The sequence below is a fragment of the Streptomyces kanamyceticus genome (genome assembly GCF_008704495.1).
In the GTDB taxonomy this organism is placed as follows: domain Bacteria; phylum Actinomycetota; class Actinomycetes; order Streptomycetales; family Streptomycetaceae; genus Streptomyces; species Streptomyces kanamyceticus.
On the sequence record NZ_CP023699.1, the window covers coordinates 4,600,293 to 4,624,367 of the forward strand.

17 protein-coding genes and 1 pseudogene are annotated in these 24,075 nt (G+C 71.4%); 10 read left to right on the forward strand and 8 right to left on the reverse strand.

Features of this window, described 5'->3' with window-relative positions:
- Positions 1-145 precede the first annotated feature (145 nt).
- The gene (locus CP970_RS19255; RefSeq protein WP_150493588.1) at positions 146-2,317 is read left to right on the forward strand and encodes an ABC transporter permease; all 2,172 of its coding nucleotides are present in this window, start codon (positions 146-148) and stop codon (positions 2,315-2,317) included.
- 337 nt (positions 2,318-2,654) lie between these two features.
- Here CP970_RS19255 and CP970_RS19260 read toward each other — a convergent pair whose 3' ends face one another.
- Positions 2,655-3,653: a DMT family transporter gene (locus CP970_RS19260; RefSeq protein ID WP_150493590.1), complete on the reverse strand. Its 999-nt coding sequence runs from the start codon at positions 3,651-3,653 to the stop codon at positions 2,655-2,657.
- 130 nt (positions 3,654-3,783) lie between these two features.
- Between CP970_RS19260 and CP970_RS19265 the strand changes: the two genes are divergently transcribed.
- Positions 3,784-4,293, forward strand: a complete 510-nt coding sequence (locus CP970_RS19265; protein ID WP_224059245.1) for a MarR family winged helix-turn-helix transcriptional regulator — start codon at positions 3,784-3,786, stop codon at positions 4,291-4,293.
- Between the two features lie 10 nt (positions 4,294-4,303).
- On the opposite strand, the gene CP970_RS19270 is transcribed toward CP970_RS19265, so the two are convergent.
- Positions 4,304-5,146, reverse strand: a complete 843-nt coding sequence (locus CP970_RS19270) for a nitrilase-related carbon-nitrogen hydrolase (protein WP_055556620.1) — start codon at positions 5,144-5,146, stop codon at positions 4,304-4,306.
- 421 nt (positions 5,147-5,567) lie between these two features.
- Between CP970_RS19270 and CP970_RS19275 the strand changes: the two genes are divergently transcribed.
- Complete coding sequence (locus CP970_RS19275) at positions 5,568-7,277, forward strand: bifunctional 3'-5' exonuclease/DNA polymerase (protein WP_150493592.1); 1,710 nt, start codon at positions 5,568-5,570, stop codon at positions 7,275-7,277.
- A 187-nt stretch (positions 7,278-7,464) separates the two neighbouring features.
- Here CP970_RS19275 and CP970_RS19280 read toward each other — a convergent pair whose 3' ends face one another.
- The 4 genes and pseudogenes from CP970_RS19280 to CP970_RS19295 all read right to left on the reverse strand — a co-directional run bounded on the left by CP970_RS19280 (position 7,465) and on the right by CP970_RS19295 (position 15,211).
- The gene (locus CP970_RS19280; RefSeq protein ID WP_224058524.1) at positions 7,465-11,022 is read right to left on the reverse strand and encodes an AfsR/SARP family transcriptional regulator; all 3,558 of its coding nucleotides are present in this window, start codon (positions 11,020-11,022) and stop codon (positions 7,465-7,467) included.
- Positions 11,023-11,260: 238 nt separating this feature from the next.
- Positions 11,261-13,450: a HAMP domain-containing sensor histidine kinase gene (locus CP970_RS44230; protein WP_224058527.1), complete on the reverse strand. Its 2,190-nt coding sequence runs from the start codon at positions 13,448-13,450 to the stop codon at positions 11,261-11,263.
- A 334-nt stretch (positions 13,451-13,784) separates the two neighbouring features.
- Positions 13,785-14,489 (reverse strand): annotated as a pseudogene (locus CP970_RS19290) (response regulator transcription factor); the annotation flags it as partial.
- 152 nt (positions 14,490-14,641) lie between these two features.
- A complete protein-coding gene (locus CP970_RS19295) occupies positions 14,642-15,211 on the reverse strand; it encodes a hypothetical protein (RefSeq protein WP_150493596.1) in 570 nt (189 codons plus the stop codon).
- Positions 15,212-15,353: 142 nt separating this feature from the next.
- Between CP970_RS19295 and CP970_RS19300 the strand changes: the two genes are divergently transcribed.
- The 4 genes from CP970_RS19300 to CP970_RS44235 all read left to right on the forward strand — a co-directional run bounded on the left by CP970_RS19300 (position 15,354) and on the right by CP970_RS44235 (position 20,690).
- Positions 15,354-17,057, forward strand: a complete 1,704-nt coding sequence (locus tag CP970_RS19300) for a histidine kinase (RefSeq protein ID WP_150493598.1) — start codon at positions 15,354-15,356, stop codon at positions 17,055-17,057.
- 174 nt (positions 17,058-17,231) lie between these two features.
- A complete protein-coding gene (locus tag CP970_RS19305; RefSeq protein WP_079043898.1) occupies positions 17,232-18,827 on the forward strand; it encodes a recombinase family protein in 1,596 nt (531 codons plus the stop codon).
- Between the two features lie 533 nt (positions 18,828-19,360).
- Positions 19,361-20,500, forward strand: a complete 1,140-nt coding sequence (locus CP970_RS19310) for a phage major capsid protein (protein WP_079043899.1) — start codon at positions 19,361-19,363, stop codon at positions 20,498-20,500.
- Positions 20,501-20,513: 13 nt separating this feature from the next.
- Complete coding sequence (locus CP970_RS44235; protein WP_157877799.1) at positions 20,514-20,690, forward strand: hypothetical protein; 177 nt, start codon at positions 20,514-20,516, stop codon at positions 20,688-20,690.
- Positions 20,691-21,492: 802 nt separating this feature from the next.
- Here the strand turns inward: CP970_RS44235 and CP970_RS44995 are convergent.
- Together CP970_RS44995 and CP970_RS19320 are read right to left on the reverse strand one after the other, a co-directional pair.
- On the reverse strand, positions 21,493-21,618 hold the full coding sequence (locus CP970_RS44995; RefSeq protein ID WP_317987156.1) for a DUF397 domain-containing protein: 126 nt from the start codon (positions 21,616-21,618) through the stop codon (positions 21,493-21,495).
- Positions 21,578-22,510, reverse strand: a complete 933-nt coding sequence (locus CP970_RS19320; RefSeq protein ID WP_224058530.1) for a helix-turn-helix domain-containing protein — start codon at positions 22,508-22,510, stop codon at positions 21,578-21,580. The genes CP970_RS44995 and CP970_RS19320 overlap by 41 nt, the downstream gene beginning before the upstream one ends.
- A 131-nt stretch (positions 22,511-22,641) precedes the next feature.
- On the opposite strand from CP970_RS19320, the gene CP970_RS19325 reads away from it, so the two are divergent.
- The 3 genes from CP970_RS19325 to CP970_RS19335 all read left to right on the forward strand — a co-directional run bounded on the left by CP970_RS19325 (position 22,642) and on the right by CP970_RS19335 (position 23,811).
- Positions 22,642-22,827 carry a hypothetical protein gene (locus tag CP970_RS19325; RefSeq protein ID WP_055553872.1) on the forward strand — a complete coding sequence of 62 codons (186 nt, stop codon included), beginning with the start codon at positions 22,642-22,644 and terminating at the stop codon, positions 22,825-22,827.
- Positions 22,828-23,052: 225 nt separating this feature from the next.
- A complete protein-coding gene (locus tag CP970_RS19330) occupies positions 23,053-23,337 on the forward strand; it encodes a DUF7848 domain-containing protein (RefSeq protein WP_055553874.1) in 285 nt (94 codons plus the stop codon).
- A gap of 216 nt (positions 23,338-23,553) precedes the next feature.
- Positions 23,554-23,811 (forward strand): hypothetical protein, encoded by a 258-nt coding sequence (locus tag CP970_RS19335; protein WP_150493602.1) that lies wholly within the window; start codon positions 23,554-23,556, stop codon positions 23,809-23,811.
- The last annotated feature ends 264 nt before the right edge of the window (positions 23,812-24,075 follow it).

Sequence of the window (24,075 nt, forward strand, 5' to 3'; positions counted from 1 at the left end):
TCCACGCCGATACCGAGACGGCCAGGCACACGGACAGCGTCCACGCCCATGCCGAGACGGCCAGGCGCACGGACAGCGTCCACGCCCATGCCGAGACGGCCAGGCACACGGACAGCGTCCACGCCGATACCGAGGCGGTCGGGCGATGATCGTTCTCGCTTCGCTGCGCGCCCGTTGGACCAGCCTTCTCGGCGCCTTCGTCGCCGTCGCCCTCGGCGTCGGTCTCACCGCGGCCATGGGGCTCGGGCTCGACGCGAGTCTCGGGGCGCCGGAGCGTGCGCCGGTACGGTTCGCCGGGTCGCCCGTGGTCGTCATGGGACAGGACACGCTGACCGTGCCGGTGCGGCGCGGGCCCGACGTCGAGCGCGTGTCCAAGCCACTCGCTCATCCACACCCTGTGGATATCGAACTTCTGCACGAGCTTCGGCGGCTCGGGCCCGTGCGGGTCGACGGGAACGCGCGGGATGCCGTCGGGGTCGACGCACCCGTGCGGGCCGTACGCGACGTGGTCGACGGGCGGGCCCTCGTCCTCACCGGCGACGACCGCCGCCGCGCCGACCCCGCCACCGCGCGGGACGCCGAGGCACTGGTGGCCGTGAACGCCTTCCTCGGCACGGCGGGCGGGGTCGCCGCCTTCGTCTCGGTCTTCGTCACCGCGTCGACGTTCGCCCTCGTCGTGGCGCTGCGGCGGCGGGAGTTCGGGCTGCTGCGGATGGCGGGGGCGACGCCGGGGCAGGTGCGCAGGCAACTCCTCGGCGAGGCGCTCGTGGTGGGCGTCGCGGCGTCCGCCTCCGGCTGCGTGCTGGGCGTAGGGGCCGCTCCCCTGCTCGGCGACGCCATGGTCGACGCGGGCATCGCACCGGACTGGTTCACGATCCCCGGCACGGCCCCACTGTTCGCCTGGCCCTGCCAACTCGCCTTCTGGACCGGCCTGTTCGTCGCGTACGCCGGGGCGTGGAGCGCCTCACGACGGGCCGGGCGCAGCGCTCCCACCGAGGCGCTGCGCGACGCGTCCGTGGACAGCGACGTCATGCCGTGGAGCCGACGCCTCGTGGGCGCGGCGCTGCTCGCCCTGAGTCTCGGGCTCCTCGTCCGGGACCTGGCGACCGATCCGTCCGCTCTCCTGAAGCGCAAGACCTACACCACCCAGCCGATGATCCTGATCACGGCCACCGCCGCCCTCGCCCCCCTTCTCGTACGCCCCGTCGTACGCGCCCTGCGACTGCCCGGCGCCATCGGCCTCCTCGTCCGCGAGAACTCCACCGCCTCCGTGCGCCGCACGGCCGCCGTGGCCGCCCCCGTTCTCGTCACCGTCGCGCTCGCGGGCAGCCTGATGGGGTCCGCGGAGACGGTGAGCGGGGCCAAGGCGGCGGAGGCGCGGCAGCGCACTGTCGCTCAACTCGTCGTGACCGGCGACGAATTGAAACCCGCAGCCGCTACCGCCGCCCGGCGTGCGGTGCCGGATGGCTCGGCCGTCTCCGCGTCCGCCTCCACCGCCGTCTTCGTACGGGAAGAAGGCAGCGCCCTCGTCCGCTCCGACGCACGCGCGGTCGACGATCCGGCCGCGTGGGCCGCCACATCCCGGCTGCCGGTGGTGGCGGGTGACGTGCGCGATCTGGACGACCGGTCCATCGTCGTCAACGAGGAGTGGGAGAAGCGGCGGGTCGGCGAGCGGGTCGACGTGTGGCTCGGGGACGGGCGGCGTGCGCGGTTGCGGATCGTGGCGGTCCTCGCGCGTGGGAGCGGGGACAACGGGGCGTACGTGACGTCGGCGAACGCGGGGGTCGGTGCGGATGCGGCGCCGGTGGACCGGCTCGACGTCACCCTGAAGCCGGGGGCGGACCGGGGTGCTGCCGCCGCCGCGTTGGCCGCGGCCAGCGGCGGGGAGGTGCGTACCGCCGAGGAGTGGCTGGCCGCGACGCATCCCCGGACGAAGACGCAGACCCGGCTCGGGCTGCTGATACTGCTCGGCATCTCCCTTGTCTATACGGGCATTTCACTGGCCAGCACGCTGCTGATGGCCGCGTCGGTGCGGCGCGGGGAACTGCGTTCGCTGCGTCTGGCGGGGGCTACCGGGGTGCAGGTGCGGATGGTTGTGGCCGGGGAGGCGTTGGTGGCGGTGTTGGCGGGGGCGTTGCTCGGGGTGACGGTGACGGTGGTCAATCTGGCGGGGCTGGCGGGAGGGCTTGCGCGGTTGGGGGTGCCGGTGGGGGTGGAGGTGCCCTGGGGTGTGGTGGGGGTTGGTGTGGGGGTGTGTGCCGTGGTGGGGGTGCTGGCGGGGGTTGTGGGGGTGGCTAGGGCTCGGTGGGTGGGGTGAGTGCGGTGGCCTCGGGTGTGGGGGGGCGTTTGTGGGGCGCGTTGCCCCTCGTCGTGGGGCGCGTTGCCCCTCGTCGTGGGGCGCCTCGTCGCGTATGGGGCGGGTTCGGCTTGGGGCGCGTTGCCCCTCGTGGTGGGGCGGGTTCGGCTGTGAGGCGCGTTGCCCCTCGTGGTGGGGCGCCTCGCCGAGCGCGGGGCGGGGCCGCGGCGGTATGTCCGTCCTCGCCGTCCCAGAGCATTGCCACACTTCGGGCACCTCGGCTCGTGGCCCCCAGTGCTCCGGGCGGACATACCGCCACGTCCCCTCAGGCGCGCTCGCGGCTGCGCGCCGGTGGGGGTCACCGCACGGCGGACGGCCGGTGGGCCGGGCCGCTGCCGCTACCGCTGTGGGCAATTGTTCCGCAGGGCGAGTGGGGCCTCCCCTGCTCGGGCGAAGCCGAGAGCTTGGGGAAGGGTGGGCACAGCCCCCGTCGCAGAGGGGTCGTTACGGGAGGGCGTGGGCGGCCCAGGAGTACGCCCAAGAGGACCAGCGTCAGCCCCAGCAACTGCCGCGCGGAGAGGGACTCGTCGGCGATGAGGGTGCCCAGGAGTACGCCCGTGACCGGGTTGAGCAGGCCGACCAGACCCACCGTCCCGGCGGGCAGGTGGCGCAGACCGGCGAACCACGCCGCGAAGGCCACCGCCGTCGCCACCGTCGTGACGTAGCCGAAGGCGAGCACGGAGGAGGCGTCCAGGCGCGGCGGCGCACCCTCCGCAAGGGCCGCTGCGGGGAGCAGCAGCACGCCTCCCGCGATCAGTTGCCAGGACGTCGACGCGAGCACCGGAACCTCGGAGCTCCAGCGCTTCGCGAGGATGTAGCCGAGGGACGACATGAGCATCGCGGCGGCCGACGCGAGTACGCCGAGGGCATCGGCCGCCACCGCGCCGGTGAGCAGCATCAGGCAGACGCCGCCGAGTCCCACGCCCGCCCCCGCCAGGTGCGGCAGCCGGGGTCGCTCGGCGACCAGGGCCCAGGCGGTGAGCATCATGACCAGCGGCGCCGTCGCCATGACGGTCGAGGCGAGGCTCGTCGGGAGCAGTTGCGCGGCGACGTACACCAGGGTGAAGAAGCCGCCCACGTTGAGGACGCCGAGGACCGGGGACTTCCACCACCAGGAGCCGCGCGGCAGCCGCCGGGCCACGGCGAGGAGCAGCAGACCGGCCGGCAGCGCCCTGATGGCCGCCCCGTACAGCGGGCTTCCGGCAGGCAGGTACTCGTGCGTGACGTAGTAGTTCGTCCCCCAGGCGACGGGGGCGATCGCGGTGATCAGGAGCCAGCGCGGATAATTACCTTCCATGGAAGGTAATTATGCCTTCCCCGGAAGGTATCGGGCTAGGGTGCGGGGTATGGCCGCCTCCAGTCAGCCCCGCCAGCCCCGTCAGCCCCGTCAGCCGTCCGCGTCCGCGTCCGCTCAGCGCCTTGATCACGTGGGGCGCATCCAAGCCGAGTGGGAGCGGGAGCGGCCCGATGTCGACGTCAGCCCGCAAGCGGTCATCGGGCGGCTCCACCGGCTCGGCGCGCTCCTCACCGAGCAGCTCTGCGTCGCCTACCGGCGGTTCGGCCTGAGCGAGGGCGAGTTCGACGTCCTCGCCGCGCTCCGCCGGGCGGGCGAGCCCTTCGAGCGGGCCCCCGGGGAGCTCGCCGCGCACACCATGGTCACGACCGGCGCGATGACCAAGCGCATCGACCGTCTCGAACGCGGCGGCCTCGTCACGCGCCGCCGCGCGGCCGGTGACGGCCGGGGCCGGGTCGTCGCGCTCACCGCCGCGGGGCGGGAGCTGATCGACCGGGCCTTCACCGAGCACATGCACAACGAACGGCGGCTGCTCGACGCCCTGACACCGGACGAGGCGACGGCCGTCGAGACCCTGCTGACCGGATGGCTGGCCCGCGTGGAGCAGCCGGGGGGCAGCGGGAGAGGCGAGGAGGGCGCGTAACCCTCTCCGCTCAGCTGTCGCCGCCCTCGTCGATCAGCCTGCGCACCTCGCGGTCCACCAGGCCGAGGCGCGCCTCGGCGACCAGGGGTACGGAGCGGCGCCTGCGGCGGGCCTCGTGCACGTCGATGTCGACCGTCACCAGGCCCGGCTCCCACTTCGGCGCCTGCGCGACGACCGCGCCGCGCGGGTCGACGACGCGTGAACCGCCCCAGAACGAGGCCCCGTCCTCGTTGCCGACCCGGTTCACGAAGATCACCCAGCACTGCAGCATGCGCGCCGTGTACGAGAGCAGCGTGTCCCAGTACAGGCCCGTGTCCATCGCCTCGGGATCGAGGCTGGCCGCGCTGTTGGTCGGTACGACGATGACCTCGGCGCCGTCCTGCACGGCGAGCCACGGCAGGACCGGCTGCCAGGCGTCGTTGCAGACGAGGGTGGCGGCGCGGCCGTGCCCGCCCGGCAGGTCGTACGCCCGCAGGTGCTGGCCGGGGCTGACGTGCTTGCGCTCCTCCCAGGCCAGGTAGTTGGGGAGGTACAACTTGCGGTGCGCGTGCAGGAGTTGACCGGCCGAGTAGTACGCCGACGTGTTGTAGGCGCGCAGGCTGGTGTGCTCGTGCAGGCCGACGATGACGTCCGGGCCGCCGGGCGCGGCCAGGGCGAGCAGCCGCGGGTCGTCCGTCGTGATCGACGTGTCCCGCTTGAGCCCGCCCAGGTGGTACCCGTGCAGGCTCAGCTCGGGGAAGACCACGAGGTCCGCGCCCTGGGTGGCGGCCTGGGCCACCTGGTCCCGCGCGGTCTCCAGGTTCTCGTCAACCTCACCCAGTGCGCAGTCGGTCTGCGCCAGCGCCACTCGCATGCCCCGAGCCTCGCAGCGCGCGGGAGCCGCCGCACGCGGGGAGGGCCCGGACGAGGCGCCCCCGCCCGGGGCAGGAGCAACAAACCCGCCGCTTCGCGGCGGATCATCCCCACCCGCCCACCCGTATCTCCGCACCGGACGCGTGGCCTGTAGGGGCAGCAGCAATCGAATGCCTCCCGCAGCCGCGAGCGCGACCCGAGGGGACGTGGCGGTATGTCCGCCCGGAGCACTGGGGGCCTCGTTCCGAGGTGCCCGAAGTGTGGCAATGCTCTGGGACGGCGAGGACGGACATACCGCCGCGGCCCCGCCCCCAAGACGGCGAGGCGCCCCACGACGAGGGACAACGCGCCCCACGGCGAGGGGTAACGCGCCCCACCCGCGCAAACACCAGCCTGTCAGTGCCGAGTGCGACACTCCCCCCATGAGTGATCGGTGGGCCATCGCCCCTGCCGAGGGAGCCGCCGCCGAGCTGGTGCCCCTGGGCGAGAGCGGCCTGCCCGCAGGCCCCGTCGTCCACGAGGCCGACCTCGGCGAGGCCGTGCTGAAGCGCCCCGACGTCACCCGGTGGGTCTGGCGCTCGACCGCGGACATCTATCCGCGACTGCTGGCCGCCGGCGCCCGCGTGGAGCGGTGCTACGACATCGAGGCCGCCGAGCTCCTCCTCCTGGGCCACGAAGGCCGCCTCGGCGAACCCCGTTCCGCGGCCGCCGCCCTCGCCCGCATCCGCGACACCCCCGTACCCCCCGATCCCCCGCCCCGCGCCGCCGAACCCGGCTCCCAGGACTCCCTCTTCCTCTTCGAGCCCCGCCCCGGCGGCGCTCCCCTCCCCCTCCTGGACCTCGTCGAGGTCTACGCCGAGCAGCAGCGAAGGCACGACGCCGCCGCCCACCCCGGCCGCATGCGCCTGCTCACCGCGTCCGAGTCCGCGGGCATGCTGGTGGCCGCCGAGATGAACGCCGCGGGCCTGCCCTGGCGCGCGGACCTGCACCGCGGCCTCCTGAACGAACTGCTCGGCGAGCGGTACGCGGGCGGCGGCGAACCCCGTCGCCTCGCCGAGCTGGCCGACGAGGTGTCCGCCGCGTTCGGCCGCCGCGTCCGGCCCGATCTGCCCGCCGACGTCATCAAGGCGTTCGCGCAGGCAGGCATCAAGGTGACGTCGACGCGGCGCTGGCAGCTGGAGGAGATCGACCACCCGGCCGTGCGGCCCCTCATCGAGTACAAGAAGCTGTACCGGATCTGGACGGCGCACGGCTGGAGCTGGCTGCAGGACTGGGTGCGCGACGGGCGCTTCCGCCCGGAGTACACGCCGGGCGGCTCGGTCAGCGGCCGCTGGACGACCAACGGCGGCGGGGCCCTGCAGATCCCCAAGGTGATCCGCAGGGCGGTCGTCGCCGACCCCGGCTGGCGGCTCGTGGTCGCCGACGCCGACCAGATGGAGCCGAGGGTGCTCGCCGCGATCTCCCGCGACCGGGGCCTGATGGAGGTGGCGGGCAGCGACGAGGACCTCTACACGCGCCTGTCCGACCGCGCGTTCTCCGGCGACCGCGACCACGCGAAGATCGCGCTGCTGGGGGCCGTGTACGGCCAGACGTCGGGCGACGGCCTGAAGAACCTGGCGGCGCTGCGCCGCCGCTTCCCGCTGGCCGTCGCGTACGTGGACGACGCGGCGAAGGAGGGCGAGGAGGGCAGGCTCGTCCGGACGTGGCTCGGCAGGACGAGCCCTCCGGCGGCCGGGGCCGGGGAGAACGACGAGGCGGGCATCCCACAGGAGGCCCCCGCCGCGCCGGGCCCCGTCCAGGAAGGGGAGTTCACGCCGGGGTACGCCTCGGTCAACTCCCGCGCGCGGGGCCGGTTCACACGGAACTTCGTGGTGCAGGGCAGCGCCGCGGACTGGGCGCTGCTGATGCTGGCGGCGCTGCGGCGGACCATCGCCGAGTCGGGGCTCCGGGCCGAGCTGGTCTTCTTCCAGCACGACGAGGTCATCGTGCACTGCCCCGCCGAGGAGGCGGAGGAGGTGACGGCGGCGGTGCGGGCGGCCGGGGATCTGGCGGGCCGGATCGCGTTCGGGGAGACGCCGGTGCGGTTCCCGTTCACGATCGCGGTGGTCGAGTGCTACGCGGACGCGAAGTGACCGGGGCCTGACCTGGCCCGGTCGCGACCCGGACCAGGCCCGAACCGGACCCCGACCCGATCTGGATGCGGCCCGGCCCGGGTCCGGACCAGACCCGACCTGGCCCGAGCCGGACCGGCCCCGGACGCGACCCGAACCCGACCGGCCCCGGAGTGACCCGACCCCGACCGGACCGGACCGGACCGGACTACGGCGCCCCCAACAACCCCCTGAGCTCGTCCGTCACCTTGCTGTCCGTCCCGTCCAGCGCCGAAAGCGCCGACTCCCACTGCTCGTACGCCTCTTCACGACGCCCCGCGGCGGCGAGCAGCAGCCCGTGCTGGTGCCGGGCGAGTCCGGCCATGTGGGTGTCGCCGCGCTGCTCGGCGCGGTCGAGGAGGACCGCGCACTCGCGCGCCGCGTCCTCGTGACGGCCGAGTTCGCGCAGGGCGCGGGCGAGGCCGAGGCGGGACTGGGACGCGCCGTGCCAGTCCTCGTACTCGTCGTGGATGCGCAGGCTCTCCTCCAAGTGGGCGAGAGCGGCGGCCGGTTCGCCGAGGGTGAGGTGGGCGTAGCCGATGTTGCAGTGGGCGGACTGGCGGACGATGGCGTGGCCGATGGTCTCGCCGATCGCGAGGCTCTGTTCGTGGTGGGCGATGGCGGCGCGGGCGTCCGTGTGCTCGTAGAGGTTGCCGAGGTGGCTGAGGGTGACGGCCTCGCTGAGCGGGTCGGCGAGCTCCTTGGCGAGGGCCAGGCTCTGGTGGAGGGCGTCGGCGGACTCCTCGTGCCGGTCGAGCCCTTCCAGGAGGAGCCCGCGGTTGTTGAGGCCGCGGCGTACGCAGGAGACGAAGCCGAGTTCGCGCCAGAGGGCGAGGGCCTCGTCGTTGAGGGCGAGCGCCTCGCTCGCCCGGCCCGACATGTAGTGCATGCCCGCGAGGTCGGTGAGGGCCTGGGCCTCGTCGGCGGTGTCGCCCTGACGGCGGGCGGCGGCCACGGCGACGGCGCCGAGCGCGGCCAGCTCGGTCAGGCGGCCGCGCCGTTGGAGGTACGGGAAGAGGCAGCGGACCAGGACGGACATCAGCGCGGAGGTGTCGTGGTGGCGCTCGGCGAGGGCGACGATGTTGTCGAGCTCCGTGTCGCCCCAGGCGAAGGCGGCTTCCATGGACATGGGCGCGGACGTGGACATGGGCGCGGACGAGGAGACATCACCGAGGCGTGCCGCCACCCCCCGTAGCCGGTCCGCCCGGTCGAGCCCCTCCGGGATGATCGCGAGGAGGCTGCGCCGCGCGGACTCCGCGTACCAGCGAAGGGCGGTCTCGGCGACGCGGTCGACGGCCGCGACGGCGTCCTCCGCACCCGCACCCGCACCCGACACCTCGCGGGCGAAGTCGCGGACGAGGTCGTGCGGGGCGTACCTGCCGTAGGCGGTCTCCTCAAGGAGGGCGACGTCGACGAGGCGGTCGAGCGCCGCGCCCGCGCGCAGTTCGTCGGCGTCCAACAGGCGGGCGATGAGCGGCACTCCGTACGTCGGGAGGTCGAGCGCGCCGATCCTGGCGAGCACGAGGGCCGCGTCGCGGTCGGCCTCGCGGTCCGATGTGCGCAGGGCGTCGAGGGCGACGGAGAGGGAGCAGCGCACGCTCAGGTCGTCGTACTCGAGGTGGTGCAGGCGGCCGCCGCTGACCGTGAGGAGTTCGGCGAGCGCGTCCGGGGTGAGGGCGTGGCGCGCGGCGAGCCGGGCGGCGACGATGCGCAGGGCGAGCGGGAGGCGGCCCGCGAGACGGACCAGGGGGTGCCCGGCGTCGAGCCCGTCCCGGCCGGAGACGGCGCGCAGGAGGGCAGCGCTGTCCCGGTCGGAGAGCGGTTCGAGGGGGAAGCGGTCGGCGCCGTCGAGCGCGGTCAGCGGCGAACGGCTGGTGACGATGACGGCGCAGCCGGGCCCCGCGGGCAGCAGCGGGCGCACCTGGGCGGCGGTGGCGGCGTCGTCGAGGACCATCAGGGTGCGGGTGGGCGCGAGCAGTGAACGCAGCAACGCGCTGGCCGCCGCCGGGTCTTCGTCGTCCTCCGGGGCGCGGCGCGGCTCGGCGCCGAGGTCGCGCAGGAGCGAGGCGAGGGCGCTCGCGGGGGTGAGGGGGGTCATGCCGGGGGTGGCGCCGCGGAGATTGACGTAGAGCTGCCCGTCGGGGAACTCGTCCCGCAGTCCGTGTGCCACGTGCAGGGCGAGCGCGCTCTTGCCGACACCGGCCATGCCGGAGACGACGGCGAAGGACCGGTCTCCGGTGAGGCCGTGCCGCAGGGCGCGGACGACATCGCCACGACCGGTGAAGTGGCCGGGCGGCGGCGGCAGTTGAGCGGGCCGTGGCGCGCGCTTTCCCCGGCTCCGTTCCTCCGCACCGGGACCAACACCGCCCCCGCGGGGCTGCGCCGCGCCCCCAGAGCACCCAACTTCATGCACCCCGCCGCGACTTGCGCCCCCCGGCTGCTGGACACCACGACCACCGGAGGCTCCGGCCTCCTGCGCGCCGTGTCCCCCAGAGACCCCGGCCTCCCGCGCACCACGGCCCCCAGAGACCCCAACCTCCCGCGCACCACGGCCCCCAGAGACCCCAACCTCCCGCGCACCACGGCCCCCAGAGACCCCAACCTCCCGCGCACCACGGCCCCCAGAGACCCCAACCTCCCGCGCACCACGGCCCCCAGAAGCCCTGACCTCCTGCGCACCACCAACACCAGAAGCCTCATCCCCTGACACACCGCCTGCGCCATCAGACCCGCCTGCCTGCGCACCACCAACACCAGAAGCCCGGCCCCCCGGCACATCACCTACGCCAACAGACCCGGCCGCCTGCCCACCGCCAATGCCCCCTGGCCCACCACTCCCGGCCGCCGCCCGCACCGCATAAACGTTCCGCCTCTGCTCCTGCCCAGCCAACCGGCCATCACGGTCAGCCTCTTCGGCCTCAGCAGCTGCAGGTAGCGCCCCCTCCAGTTCCCCCCGCAAAACCTCCCGGTGAGCCTCCCGCACCCCCGCCCCCGGCTCCACGCCGAGTTCCTCCACCAGCCTGCGGCGCAACTCGCGGTGGACGGTGAGGGCCTCCGCCTGGCGGCCCGTGCGGTGCAGGGTCAGCATCAGGTGGCGGTGGAAGACCTCGCGGAACGGGTGTTGGGCGACCAGGGACGTGAGTTCGGGGACGAGTGCGGCGAGGCCCGTGCCGAGGCCGCTCGCGCCGAGTTCGAGTTCCGCGTCGTACCGCAGCTCGAGAGCGAGCAGGCGGGCCTCCTCCAGGCGCGGTACGAGAGGGTGGCCCGCCACCGTGTCGGGGAGGCCGCTCAGCGGCGTGCCGCGCCACAGGCAGAGCGCGTCGGCGGCGTGCGCCGAGGCCCGCGCCCAGTCGCGCGCCGCGTGTGCCTCCCGCGCACGGGCCACCCGGCTCTCGAAGAGGCGTACGTCCAACTCGCCGTCGGCGACCCGCAACCGGTACCCCGGCGGCACCGAACGCAGCCGCTCCGGATCGTCGAGCAGGCGCCGCAGCCGTGTGACGTGGTTCTGCAGGGACGCCCGCGCGGACGCGGGCGGCGAGTCGCCCCACAGCGCGTCCTTGAGGGCGCCGAGGGAGACCACCCGGTCAGGTTCGAGGAGCAGCGCGGCCAGCAGGGCGCGCCCCTTCGCGCTGTGCACAGGACGCGGCTCACCCGCCGCGTCGTACACCGCGGGCTCCCCGAGCAGGCCGAACTTCAGTCCGGACCGCAGCTCGCACCGCTCACTCACACCGTCTCCCTGTGCCCCCGTGCACACCGTTGGCCATATGTTAGCGATCTGTTGGCGAACCCTGATGTGATCACGACATCGGACCTGGCCCGCCGGTACTCGCGCACAGCGCGTAACTCGGGGGAGTGTCGCCGCCGCGGCTGGGTCCGGGGGCAGAGAGAGCCCCGGTCGTCGGAGGTGAGCGACCGGGGCTTTCGCCCTGCCCCCCCACACACCCCACACCTAGCGGATCGGCGGATCAGACCGCCCCGTCCCGCGCCTCCGGCAGCCGCACCGTGAACAGCGACCCCTTGCCCGGCGCGCTCTCCGCCGTCACCGTCCCGCCGTGCGCCTCCGTCAGATTGCGGACGATCGACAGACCGAGGCCGCTGCCGCCCGTCGCGCGGGTCCGTGACTTGTCCGCGCGCCAGAAGCGGTCGAAGACGTGCGGCAGGTCCTCAGGATCGATGCCCGTACCGGTGTCGGCGACCTCGATGAGTACGGCGTCGGGCGTGGTCCGGCAGGTGACCCGGACGCTGCCGCCGTCGGGGGTGTGGCGGATGGCGTTGGAGACGAGGTTGCCGACCGCCTGGCGAAGGCGCAGCGGATCCGCGTTCAGCCAGGGATCGCCGAGCGTCGTCGCGCGCAGCCGTACGCCCGCCGCGTCCGCGCGCGCCTGATGCGCCGCGGCCACCTGCTCGGCGATCTCCGCGGCCCGCACCGGTTCGCGGTGCAGCCGCAGCGTGCCCGCGTCGGCGGCCGCCAGGTCCTGGAGGTCGTCGACGATGTGCTGGAGCAGCAGGGCCTCTTCGAGCAGCGAGGTGACGAGTTCGGGATCGGTCTCGACGACGCCGTCCTCCGCCGCCTCCAGCCAGCCCCTGATGTTGGACAGCGGAGTGCGCAGCTCGTGCGCGACGTCGCTGACCATGGCCCTGCGCTGCTCTTCGAGGGCCTTGCGGTGGGCCGCCATGTCGTTGAAGGCGGCGGCCAGTTGGCTGATCTCGCCTGCGGAACGGGTGGCGCTCGCGGGCACCGGCGGGCCTTCCGTGGTGCCCGACTTCATGCGCCGCGTCGCGGTGGTCAGCGCGCGCAGCGGACGGGTCAGCCGGGTCGCGGCGAGCGCGGTGACGGCGACCGTGACGGCGAGTACGGCCGCGGCGAGTCCGGCCAGGCGCGCGGTGTTGGCGACCGAGAGGCTGAAGCCCCGGGCGACGGGGGCGCCGTCGGAACTGGTGATGAAGAGCAGGGCGGGCGTGGAGACGAAGGGCCCGAGCTGTTCGCGGCGCGCGGTGTCGACGCAGGTGGCGGCGGCGGCGTTGGCACGGTCGGCCGCGGCTTTGGCACGGTCGGTGGCGGTGGAGAGGCCGCCGCCCGGGCCGGACGAGGGCGTGGCACCGGCGCCGGACGGAGTGCCGGGGGGCGTGCCGGGGGGCGTGCCGGGGGGCGTGCCGGGGGGCTTGGTGGGCCCGGTCGACTCGCGGCTGCGGTCACCGGAACCGGAGCCGGAGCCGGAGCCGGAGCCGTCCCGGGGCTCGGCACCGTCCTGGCCCCCGTCCTTGCCCCCGGCATCGGGCCCGGCATCGGGGTCCAGCTCGGCGTCGAGGTCGGGGTCGGGCTCGATGGACGGATACGTCGGTATGACTCCCACCGGCTTCGCGCCGTCGCGACCGGTCAGGTCGAGGTTGACCGCGACGGGCCCGAGGCCACGCCGCTTCATGCACGCCTCGACGAGGGAGTTGAGCTTGTTGACGGCCTTCTGCTCCGTCGGCGTCGGCCGTTCGAACCCGGAGCCGGGGCACTGGACCCCCAGGAGCGCGGCGGGATCGCCGCCGGAACCGTCACCGGAGCGGTCGCCGTTCTCGACGACGGGGCGGCCGCCGGGTCCGACGACGAGCTCGGCGGGCAGACCGAGTCCGTGCAGACAGGAGACGTACACGTCGGCCTGGCCCTTCAGCCGCGTACGTTCCTTCGGGGGGAGCCGGTAGGGGCCGACCGCGCGCGGGTCGATGCGGTCGGCGGACCGGTCCTCCGGCCTGCCCGCGAGCGTCGTGTCCACGGAGAGCGGGTCGACGACGGCGGACGCCCTGGGCGGCAGGGCGGCGGGCCTGTGGCCGTCCTGCGCCGCGGTCTTGCCCGCGGGCGCCGCCGAGTCCGTGATGACCTTGCGGTCCTGGGTGGTGAGGGCGATGCGGCGGCCGGTCTGCCGGGACAGTTCGCGGACGGCCTCGTCGGCACCGCGCCAGTCGGGAGCGCCCGCGCCGACCCCGAGGAGCCGGTCGTAGATCCGCGCGTCGTCGGCGAGCACCTGCCCCTGCTCCTGCCGGATGGCACCGGACGTGGTCTGCGCGGCGAGCCACGCGGTGGCGGCGATGGACCCGACGGAGACCAGCACGGAGACGGCGAGCAGCCGCGTCAGCAGACTCTTGCGGAACGGAACGTCACGCCCCACGCGAGGCCACCGATCCGCGCGGGACGCGGAGGGCACGCGGGACGCGGGACGCGCGGGGGGCGCGGGGACCGGCCGCCTGTGGCGTGCTCCCGGAAGGCGGCACGCCCCCGGAAGGCGCCACATCTCCGGAAGGCGCCACATCCCCGGGCGACGGCGCGTCCCCGGAAGGCGGCGCGTCCCCGGAAGGCGGCGCACCCCCGGACGGCGGCACACCCCCGGAAGGCGGCACACCCCCGGAAGGCGCCACATCCCCGGGCGACGGCGCGCCCCCGGCCGACGGCACACTCCCGGACGATGGCACGCCCTCCGGCGGCGCCACGAGCCCCGCCCCCACCAGCTTGTACCCGATGCCGAAGACCGTGACGAGACGGGTCGGGCGGCGGGGATCGGCTTCGATCTTCTTGCGGAGGTTGAGGATGTGCACGTCGACCGTGCGGGCGGATATGTAGCCGGACGAGCCGTGGATGTGGTCGAGCAGCTGGGGGCGGGTGAAGACCCGGTCCGGTTCGCCCGCGAGCGCGCTGAGGAGGTCGAACTCGCCCGGTGTGCAGTCCACGCCGCGCCCGTCGACCGTCACCTCGTGCCGCAGCGGGTCGACCACGAGGCCGTCCACGCGCAGGACGCGCTGTCCGGCGTCCGGCACGGGATGGTGGATGCCGCCCACGCGGCGGAGCAGCGTCCGTACCCGGGCCATCAGCTCGCGCGGGCTGTACGGCTTGGTGAGGTAGTCGTCCGCGCCCAGATCGAGGCCCGCGAGCAGGTCGTCCTCCGTGGAGCGGGCCGTGAGCATCAGGATCGGCAGCCCCGTCAGGTCCGGCGGCCCCGGCTCCGTCCGCAGGACGCGGGTGACCTCGAGGCCGTCGGCGCCCGGCATCATCACGTCGAGGATGAGCAGGTCCGGCATCCCGCGCCGGGCCTCGCGGAGAGCGGCGCGCCCGTCGTGCACGACGGCGACCGCGTGGCCCTCGCGCTCCAGATAGCGGCGGACCAGCTCGGCCTGTTTCTCGTCGTCCTCCGCGACCAGGACAAAAGCGCACATGGCGTTGAGGATAGGCGCGCCCCGAAAACGAAACGGGATCCGGACTGCGGGCTGACAAGATCCTCATAACTGGCCCCGGTACGGCAGGTGACTCACCGGGTACGGCAAGTGGCTCACCGGGTACGACAGGTGACCTCAGCACGCCGAGTGGCTCACCGTCCTTCCGCCGACGCCTCCCCGTTCGTCCACGCGTACACCGTGTTCTCCTTCACCGAGACCCGGTACCGGTGGTGGTCCCCGCACTCCGCGCGCGACGCGCTCGGCGTGCGGTCCGGCCACCAGGGGGCGTCCAGTTCGGGGCCCGCGACGTGCCGCGCCGCCGCACCGCACTCCCGTTCCGGGGCCAGCCGCTCCCCGTCCGCCAGCGTGAAGCGGATCAGCTTGGCATCGCCGGTCGTCTTCACCTTGACCTTGACGTTCTTGGCGTCGCGCGGGATCCACTCGGGCAGCACGAACGCCAGGTCACCCTTGGTGGGAGCGTCCGCAGCCGTCGCGAAGGCCCGCGTCTTCTCCTTGAAGACGTGTTCGCTGACGGCGTCCGGCACCAGCGCGCTGTTCCTGAGCGCGGGCGCGGCGACGGCGGCCACGACACCCACCGAGGCCAGGCAGCCCGCCACGACGATGACGACGACACCGGCCTTCTTCTTGCTGGAGGGCTTCGGGGACTTCGCGGAGTTCGGCGGGCTCGACGCCGTCGACGCCTTCGACGAGTTCAGGGGCATGGATCCAGTCTTCGCGCCCCGCTCCCCCTTTCCGTACGGCCACAGGACGAACATCCGCCTATGCCAAAAGGCAGAGAACGCGGCGATCATCCACCTCAAGATGTACGAAGAGGACAACCCCACCTGTCCAATACTTAACGTTATGCCCCTCCGCTCCCCCTTCGCCCCCGAGCCCCACGTCACCACCTGGCACCTGGTCCGCGCCGCCCTGGAGGCGCTGGCGGGCGGGGCGCTGCTCGTCCTGACGTACTCGGGCTTCGGCGCCGCCGTCACCGATCTCTCGCGCGGCGGCAAGATCACGTACGGCGTCGTCGTGCTGCTCGCGCTCGTCGTCCGGCGGCGGTTCCCCGTGGGGAGCCTGCTCGCCCTGGCCGCCCTCGCGGGGGTGATGCCGCAGGCCGGGCTGCTCGTCGCGGTGGCCGCGTACCCTGCGGCGCGGCAACTGGCCGAGCCGCGCCGCAGGGTCGCCGTGCTGCTCACCGCGGCCGCGCTCACCATGCTGGTGGCCGCGGGGACCGCGCGGCCGATGGCGGTGGGCAGCTGGCAGTACGGGCTCGCGCTCGGAACGATGCTCGCGGCCGCGACGGTGATCGTGCCGGGGCTCGTCGGCACGGCGGCGGGCCAGCAGGACCGGCTGCTGCGCGCGCTGCGGGAGCGCACCTCGGCGGCCGAGCGGGCGCGCCGCCTCGCGGACAGCGAGTCCCGCATCCACGAGCGTTCCCGCATCGCCGCCGAGATGCACGACCTGGTGGGCCACCGGCTCAGCCTGATCTCGCTGCGCGCGGGCGGCCTCGAACTGGCCCTCGGCAAGCAGGCCCCCGAGCTGCGCGACGAGGCGACCATACTGCGCAAGGCCACCCGGGACGCGATGAACGAACTCCGCGAAGTCCTGGGCGTCCTGGGCCCGTTGGGACGCGACACCGGCACCAATGCCCTCACCGACGCGACCGGCACGCGCCCCGACATCGAGGCCCTGGTGACGGAGTCGCGCGGCGGCGGCATCCCGGTGACGTTCGACTGGGAGGGCCCCGACCTGGGCGCGGCGGAGGGCCCCTCGGTGCGCAGAGCGGTCCACCGCGTCGTACGGGAGTCCCTGACGAACGTGCACCGGTACGCGACGGGCGCGTCGGTCACGGTGGCGGTCGCGCACACCGACGACGAGGTGCGGATCTCCGTACGCAACGGCGCCCCGCCGAGCCCGCCGGCCGCGACCACGGGGCTCGGCACCGGGCGCGGGCTCATCGGACTGCGCGAGCGGGTGACGCTGCTGGGCGGCACGTTCGAGGCGAGTGCCGCGCCCGGCGGCGGCTTCGACGTGACCGCGACGATCCCCACAGGACCGGACGCGGCGAGCCGCGCGGAACCCCTGCCGGGACCGCCGCTGCCGGACACGACGGCCGAGGAGGGCGCGGTCGGCGGCCTCCAGGGACGCATCGCGGGCGCGCTCACGACGCTGCTCGGGATGGGCGGGGTGGCCCTGATGCTCGCCCTCGGACTCGGCCTGGTGAGCGAGGCGCAGCCGGGCCCCGACCTTCCCGAACGGCAGGAGGTGCACGTCGGGATGAGCAGGCAGGAGGTCGAACGGTCGGTGCCGTCCGACAGCGACGCGGTGCGGGCGGCGGCCGCCGGACACGGTCCCGCGGTGCCCGCGGGGACCACGAGCTGCCTCTATCCGTACGTGAACGGGGCGGGGTCCGACGAGACGGCGGGCGACACAGCGGGCGAGTCGGCGAACGAGTCGGTGAACGAGGAGAGCGCCGCCCGTTTTGCGGTAACTCGCTACTGTTTCCACGATGATGTCCTGAAGGCAATCGACCACTTCACCGTCCCGCTGGCCAGACCGTAGGAGCAGCCATGACGACCCCGCCGGTTTCCGAGACCCCGACGACCATCCGCGTCCTGCTCGCCGAGGAGGCGTGAACCCTTAGACACCTTGCGCTGACCAGGGGATTCCCTGGAAACCCTTGCGCTCCGGGTGCTTCCGAAGGGTTCACAACGCCTAACGGGAGCGCGCCTGATCATGGCTGCTGAGTACGCCTGCACCATCTGCGGCAAGAGCGAGTCGAACGTCATCGACCTGTACACGCGGAAGTCCAAGAGGCTCCGCAAGGACGACCACCGCAGGGAACAGAGCACCGACGCACAGCGGGAGCAGGGGCACCGCTGGGCCCACCGCAACGGCTACGCCGTCCGGAAGGCATGGAAGGACATTCAGAGCGCCTTCAAGGACGTGAAGCGCACAGACTTCGATCGCGCGCTAGCCGCTCTGGCCAAGGGTGAAGCTCCCGCCCTGTGGGCCTATTGCATCGACCGGTTCAGCCGTAAGGGCGCCGAAGACCTGTTGAAGGTCATCGGCAAGGTGCGCGTCATCTTCGACCTTGACGGCCTGGACTCCAACGAACGGCGCGACCGCCGCTGGATTATCAACCGTGCCGAAGAGGCGCGCGAGTACAGCGAGATCCTTTCCGAGCGGGTCCGGGACACCAAGGAGCAGCAGCGAGACCAGGGGCTTTGGGTCGCCGGTCGCGCCCCGTGGGGTTACGTCGTCTCCCGTGACCGCATCCTGTCGCCGGATGAAGAGCCGTACGTCTGCCACATCGCCACGCGCCGTGAGTGGAGCCGTGCCGCTCTGCTGCGGGAGATGTTCCGCATGGTCGCGGAGGACGGTGCCTCAACTCGCGATATCTGCCGGTGGCTTGATGGCATGGGGGTGCCGTCGCCGGGCGGGAAGAAGTGGCGGTTCACCTACGTGTACCGCGTGATGCACAACCCTGCGTATGCCGGGTGGCAGGTGATCCTGATACGTCCCGGGCAGCCGGAGCCGTACCGCAACGCCAAGGGCCAGCGGGTGCGCCTCAAGGGCACGGCACTGATCACATCGGAGCGGCAACGCAAGGCCCAAGACGCTCTCTCCACAGGCAACGTGATTCCTGCCGCGCAACGTGGCAAGGACACGCGCCGCAGGCACCTTCTTACGGATCTGCTCCGCTGCGCGGGATGCGGACGGTCCATGCCCATGGGTGGAAAGGCGTACAAGTGCCAGGCAGCGCTAGGCGGGCGGGCGTGCCTGGCGATCGCGTCGGCCAAGATGCAGTCCATTGAGGACTACGTGTTCGCCGCATGGCTGGCACGGCTGACCAACGCCGACGTCGATGACCCCCTGTTGATAGCCGTCTCAGAACGCTGGACGGCCCGCGTGAAGCCGGAGGAGACGGAGGAGGAGCAGGCCGCGCGGGCGGCTCTGCGGGCGGCTGAGGCTGGCTTGCAGCGGCTCCTTGCCGACCGTCAGGCCGGAGTCTACGACGGCGCGGCAGCACGGTACTTCGGCCCCCTACTGCGGGAGGCGAACGAGGCCATTGATGCCGCCCGCGAAGAAGCCGCCCGCTACAGCGGCGGGGGAACCATCCAACTGCCGTTCCTCTCCCTGGATCAGGAGACCTTGACGGCCAAATGGGACTCCGCGCCGCTGGCCATGAAGCGTGACCTGTTGCGGCTGGCTATCGACCGCATCACGGTGCGCAAGGCACCGCGTCAGGGCATCCGCTTCAACGGCCGTGACCGGCTGATGATTGAGTGGGCAGCGCCTTCACAGGAGGACTTCGCAGAAGCCGCCTGAGCGGCCTTCCCGGCACCATGCGGCCGTCAACTGGGGACCAACCCAGTGGCGGCCGTTTCGTGCGTTCACGGGCCACACAAAGGCACGGGGGCTGGGGGGCATCTCGCCCCGGACGAAGAGCCTCCACGGCCGATGGGAGCTTGCTGCGGTGGAACGGTGATTCTTCCCTAAATCTGAGATCCCATGAAGAACTTACAAGGAAAACCAGATCGACCCTCAAATCACCGTTTCACCGCAGCATGGTCAAGGTCACTCGCAATAGCGCAGCCTCAGGCGCCGATTCCGGCAACCGTCACGCTCCAGGGCGGGTAAGGCGCGAGGCGGCTACCGTTTCACTCCTTCTGGCGCGTGGCAGCGCGCCCCCATGAACCCAGCCCCCGGGTCTATCCCAGAGTGCCGCTGCCACGGCCACGGGATGGAGTCCCGGGGGCTTTCTGCGTACGCCGGACCAATGCACCACATGGTGCGCTGGTCGCACTGGCGTTCGAGTCGGGAGGACCCCCTTGGATCACGCCGGAATAGCGGCTTCTCGCATGGAGAAGCGTGAAGCCGCCGTCGATAAGTTGCGTTCACTGACCAGCGAAACGAAAGGCCGCCCACTCTCGCCGTCTGAGCGAAAGCAGGAGGCCGCGCTACTGGATGAGATTCAGGAGCACGACGAAGCGGCAATGCGCCACATTGAGGCATCTGCCGCTGAAGAGCGAGGCACGCGCGCTGCCTCTCCACTTCAGACCATGGGCACTACGCGCAACCTTGAACCGAAGGAATCTCACATGACCGTAATCCCTGGTGACCTTCTGTCCCGTTCGCTGGATATTGCGCGGGGCATCACCACGCCGGGCACGGGTAAGGCATTCAGCCCGGAACAGATGGCATCCAAGTTCGTTGACCTCCTGGCCCCTCAGTCCGTCGTCATGAACTCCGGTGTGAATCGGGTGACGACGAACGCTGAGACCTACTCGTTCCCGGTAATCCGCTCTGACTTCACGGCCGGTTTCATCGGTGAATTGGACGATCTGCCGTCCGGAGGCTTCGGTGCGGAGCCTCTGAAGGTGACGCCGCGTAAGATCGCGGCCGCTGACATGCTCGCCAATGAGCTGGTGGAAGACGGCGGTTCGGCGTTCATGGACCCGGTGGCCAAGTCACTTATGAGGTCGGTCTCCCTGGGGTTCGACCGTGAGGCTTTGCTGGGCACTGGAGCCAGTAAGGGGTTCGTTGGCATCGCGAACACGCCGGGTATTCAGACTCACGCCGTCAAGGGCGGCTTCAAGGACTTGGACGGCTTTGTTGCTGCCTTCGGGAAGCTGGAATCGGTCAACTCGAAGGCGACGGCCGTTGTGATGAACCCGGCCGTTTGGGCGGGACTCATGGCGCTGCGGGAAACGTCTGGGTCGCTGAAGCCGCTTCTGAGTGAATCGGCGGGCTCCCCCACGACTGGTGTTCAGCGGGCGATTCTGGGTGTTCCAGTGTGGATCTCTTCGTTCATGCCTGGCACGGATGTTCTCGTCTACGAGGCGGACCAGATCTTTGCCGTCTGGCGTAAGGATGCAGGGTTCCAGATCTCGGATCAATTTGGCTTCCTGAAAGACGGCACCGCCGTGCGCGCCATTGCCCGCGCCGCTATCGCCGTTCCAAATGCCGCTGCCATTTGCAAGATCACCATTACCGCCTAAGGAGACCTCAACCATGTCCTACTTCACCACCGATGAGCCGACCGTGACCGTCTGCATGACCGGCCGCATGAGCTACGGTCCGACTAATGACGGCATCCCGTCGCACGTCCTGGAGGACGGCGAGACGTACGCGGTTCCGCAGAGTGAGGCTAAGTGGCTTGTCTCCGCTGATCTTGCAGAACTTGCCTGACGCTTATGTTCGTTGAACTCCTCACGGGGGTGCGCCTTGACCGCGTACCCCTGGGGGTGGGTATGCGTATCCAGTGCCCGTTTGACGTAGGGGGGCACCTCACCGAAAAGGGCTGGGGCCGGAAGGTGGGGGCTGGTCACCGGATGGGCGACGGACGTGCGCTGATTGCATTCAAGGCACGCGAGATTCCAGGAACGGCTGAGGATTTCAGCGAGTGGCCATCGTGGATGCGTCCGGCATGGGTCCGGCCCGACGGGCGCGCGACGCTGAGTGAAGACAACCGGCAGTGGGTTCCGGTGAGCTGCCCACGCTGTCCGCGCTATGCGTACGGGCCGAAGGACCGAATACCCACTGACGCGAAGCGAGAGACCAACTCAGACGCCTGGCTGATCGATTGTCGGGGTTGTCGGACCCGTGCGTGAGCCCTGCTCACCGTGGGTGCTCTCTACTGACTTCCGCAGAGGGAGGGTGGGGCGCGTCCGAAGTTCGGCGGAATTCGCTCTCAGCGATCCCGCCACTAGCTCGGAAAACGCGCGCTGGGTGTGGCGCCGTTTTTTTTGACCCCATGGGCCGCAAATTCCCAGAGAATACTGGGATCTACTGATTGAGCGCCCCGAGGAACGGCCCCTTTAAGGGATGGTCAAGCCTCCCTCAATGTGCCGTGAAGATGACGGAAGCCCCCGACTACTGCCCGCGCTGGGATGCGCTGGACGGTCATCGGGGGCTTTCGTCGTAGCCGGGCACGGAAGAGCCCTGCCGTGTCCACCAGGGGAAGAGGCGGGGCTCAGGGGCAACAGTGCGGCTACGCAGACTGCTTGGCGTAGTTCACCAGCCCCTCAAAGGCAGTAGGAGAGAGCAGCAAGACAGGGCTGTCGGTCAGCTTGCTGTCACGGACGGGGACGACGGTGAGGCCGTCCACGATCTCCACGCAGTCCCCACCCTCCTGGTTGCTGTGACTGGACTTGCGCCAAGCGGCGCCGGACAGGTTGAGCTGGGACACGCGCACTGTTGCCCTCCATGGCGGAACGGATCATGTCTAGCGACATGGATGAGGGTAGGGCCTCAGCCCTGAGCTGATCGTATGAAATCTCATAGGACTTGACCTCTTCCGGGTCCTCCACCAGTCGCCCCCATTCAGCGCCTTCGGTATACGCCAGCTCCGTGCCGTCAGCCAGCGTGCACAAGCTGAGTGAGCCGCCCATGGCGGAATGTTCGCCGTGCCCAAAGGGAAGTACTTGGACCGTGACGTTGGGCCAGGCGCTCACAGCCACCAGGTGGGCCAACTGACCGCGCATCACCTCTCGTCCGCCAACCGCACGACGAAGAACGGCTTCGTCCATCACGACCCACAGAGCAGGTGCCCCGGGTGCGCTGAGTCGAATCTGACGGTTGAGCCGGGCAGAGATCCGCTCCTCAAGTTGCTCCGGCGTCTTGAGCATTCGCCCAACGCGCAGAGTTGCGCGTGCGTACTCCGGGGTCTGCAAGAGGCCGTGAACGGCGTGGCCCACGTAGGCCCGAATCTCCTCAGCGCGGGCTTGGTAGTCAAGCCAGGCCCGGGACCAGTCGGGGAACGTTTCGCGGTAGACGTGGGGCTGTAGGTCCTCAAGAAGCCCGTCTGCTCCAAGCGCACGGTCCAGGGCACGGGACAACTCCAAGGTTGGCTTCGCTCCCTTGGCGCCCTCAAGCTGAGCAATGCGGCTGTGCTCGACCGCCACCAGGCTGCCCAGATGGCGCTGCGTCCACCCCTTCGCCAACCGGAGCATCTTGAGGCGCTTGCCGTACAGCTCAGCCATTGATGGGCCGTCAACTTCCTTGGCCATAGCCTCACTTCCTGGAGTTTTACGGTTCGGACGGTAAAGCCGTCCCCCCTGTTGAGCGTACGCGCGGAAGCCCATGGTGGAACCCCGAAGTCCACACGGAGCCACCAGCGCAGAGGGGGCGGCGCCCAACCATGACCAGCGACACCACCAGGACCACCGACCAGCGAGACGACGTGGCGACGCTGGCCGCCCGGATAGCGGTCTTCGGCCCGTGGGCTCTCGTCGGTTGGCGCCCGCGCGGCGGCTTCGCCCACCCGCACGAAGTGGATCTCAGGGCCATCAAGACTGGTCTGGAACGGCTGATCCATGACCAGTAGCGCGAGTGAAGCCCTTAGCCGCCTCATGGCCGTCCGGGGCACCAACGACCTTCCCCGGGCGTCGACGCCGAAGCCCGGCACGGCGACGGCGGACGGCGCCGACCTACCGCCCGGGTCCATGGCCTACCCGCCGTGCCGCTGCCCCCGCTGCCGCGAAGCGCCCCTCAAGGAACCGACGCTCCGCGCTACCCCCCCACCACGCAAGCGAAGCCGAAAGGAAGAGTGATGAGCCCCCGCCGCCTCTTCAGATGGGACCCATTCACCACCGCCCAAGACCCCACGGTGGAACCGGAGTACGCCGCCCTGTGCGTCTCCGGCGACGAGAAGGCATGCGGCGCCTACTCGGGCGTCATGGGTGGGGCGTTGACGGTCGATGATTGGATGCGCCAACACCTGAGGGACACCGGACACCGGCACTTCCGGAGAACCTTCACCGACTTCGCCGAACTGTTTGAGTCGCGTCAGGCGAACCAGTTTGAGGCCGCGCAGTCGGGAAGGGCGCAGTCGTGAAGCGATGGAGGATGCCCACGTCTTCGGGAAGAGCCGGGGGCTGTTTCATGCTCATGAGCGTCGGAATCTCCGGCCTGCTCCTCATGTCCTCTGGCCTGTTGGAAATCTTCCGCCCCCTGCCGCAGGAGCCCTCTGTAAGCGCGCTGGGGCAGCAGTGGCAGGGGGCGGAACACGGGGTCTCAATCGCCGCTCACCAGCGAAGGGAGGGCGACCGTCATGACCCATCCGGGGTACTTCTCCACATCAGACCGTGAAGAGGTGGACGAAGCCGGGCGCTCGCTGGTCGAAGCCCTCGAAGCCCTGGGGATCACGGAGTTCGACGACTCGCACATTGTTGAGCCGTGCTCCCATCCGCACTGCACCGAGCACAGCCGAGACACCGTTCTCAGCATGGGCAACTACCGGGCTGCCACTGTGCGCACGGTCGCGGAGAAGCTTCGACGTCTCGCTATCGACCTTGCCGCCACCCGATAACTCCGTCCCGTGCCGGAAGAACGCCGAATGGTCGCCCCACGGCAATTGGTGATCCCGGCACGGGACGGGCTTCACTCCCGCCCGGTCACACGCCCCATTCCGTGCAGCGGAGATGGCAGGACGGGTCTTCAACAACCCGCTACCGAAAGGAACTCAGTTGGTCAAGAAGGCGCCCCGGACGGCGGCCAGCATCAAGGCCGTGAACTTTGACCGCCCCAAGAAGGCCGTCCAGCCCAACCCCGACGGCAACAGGGCGGAACGCCG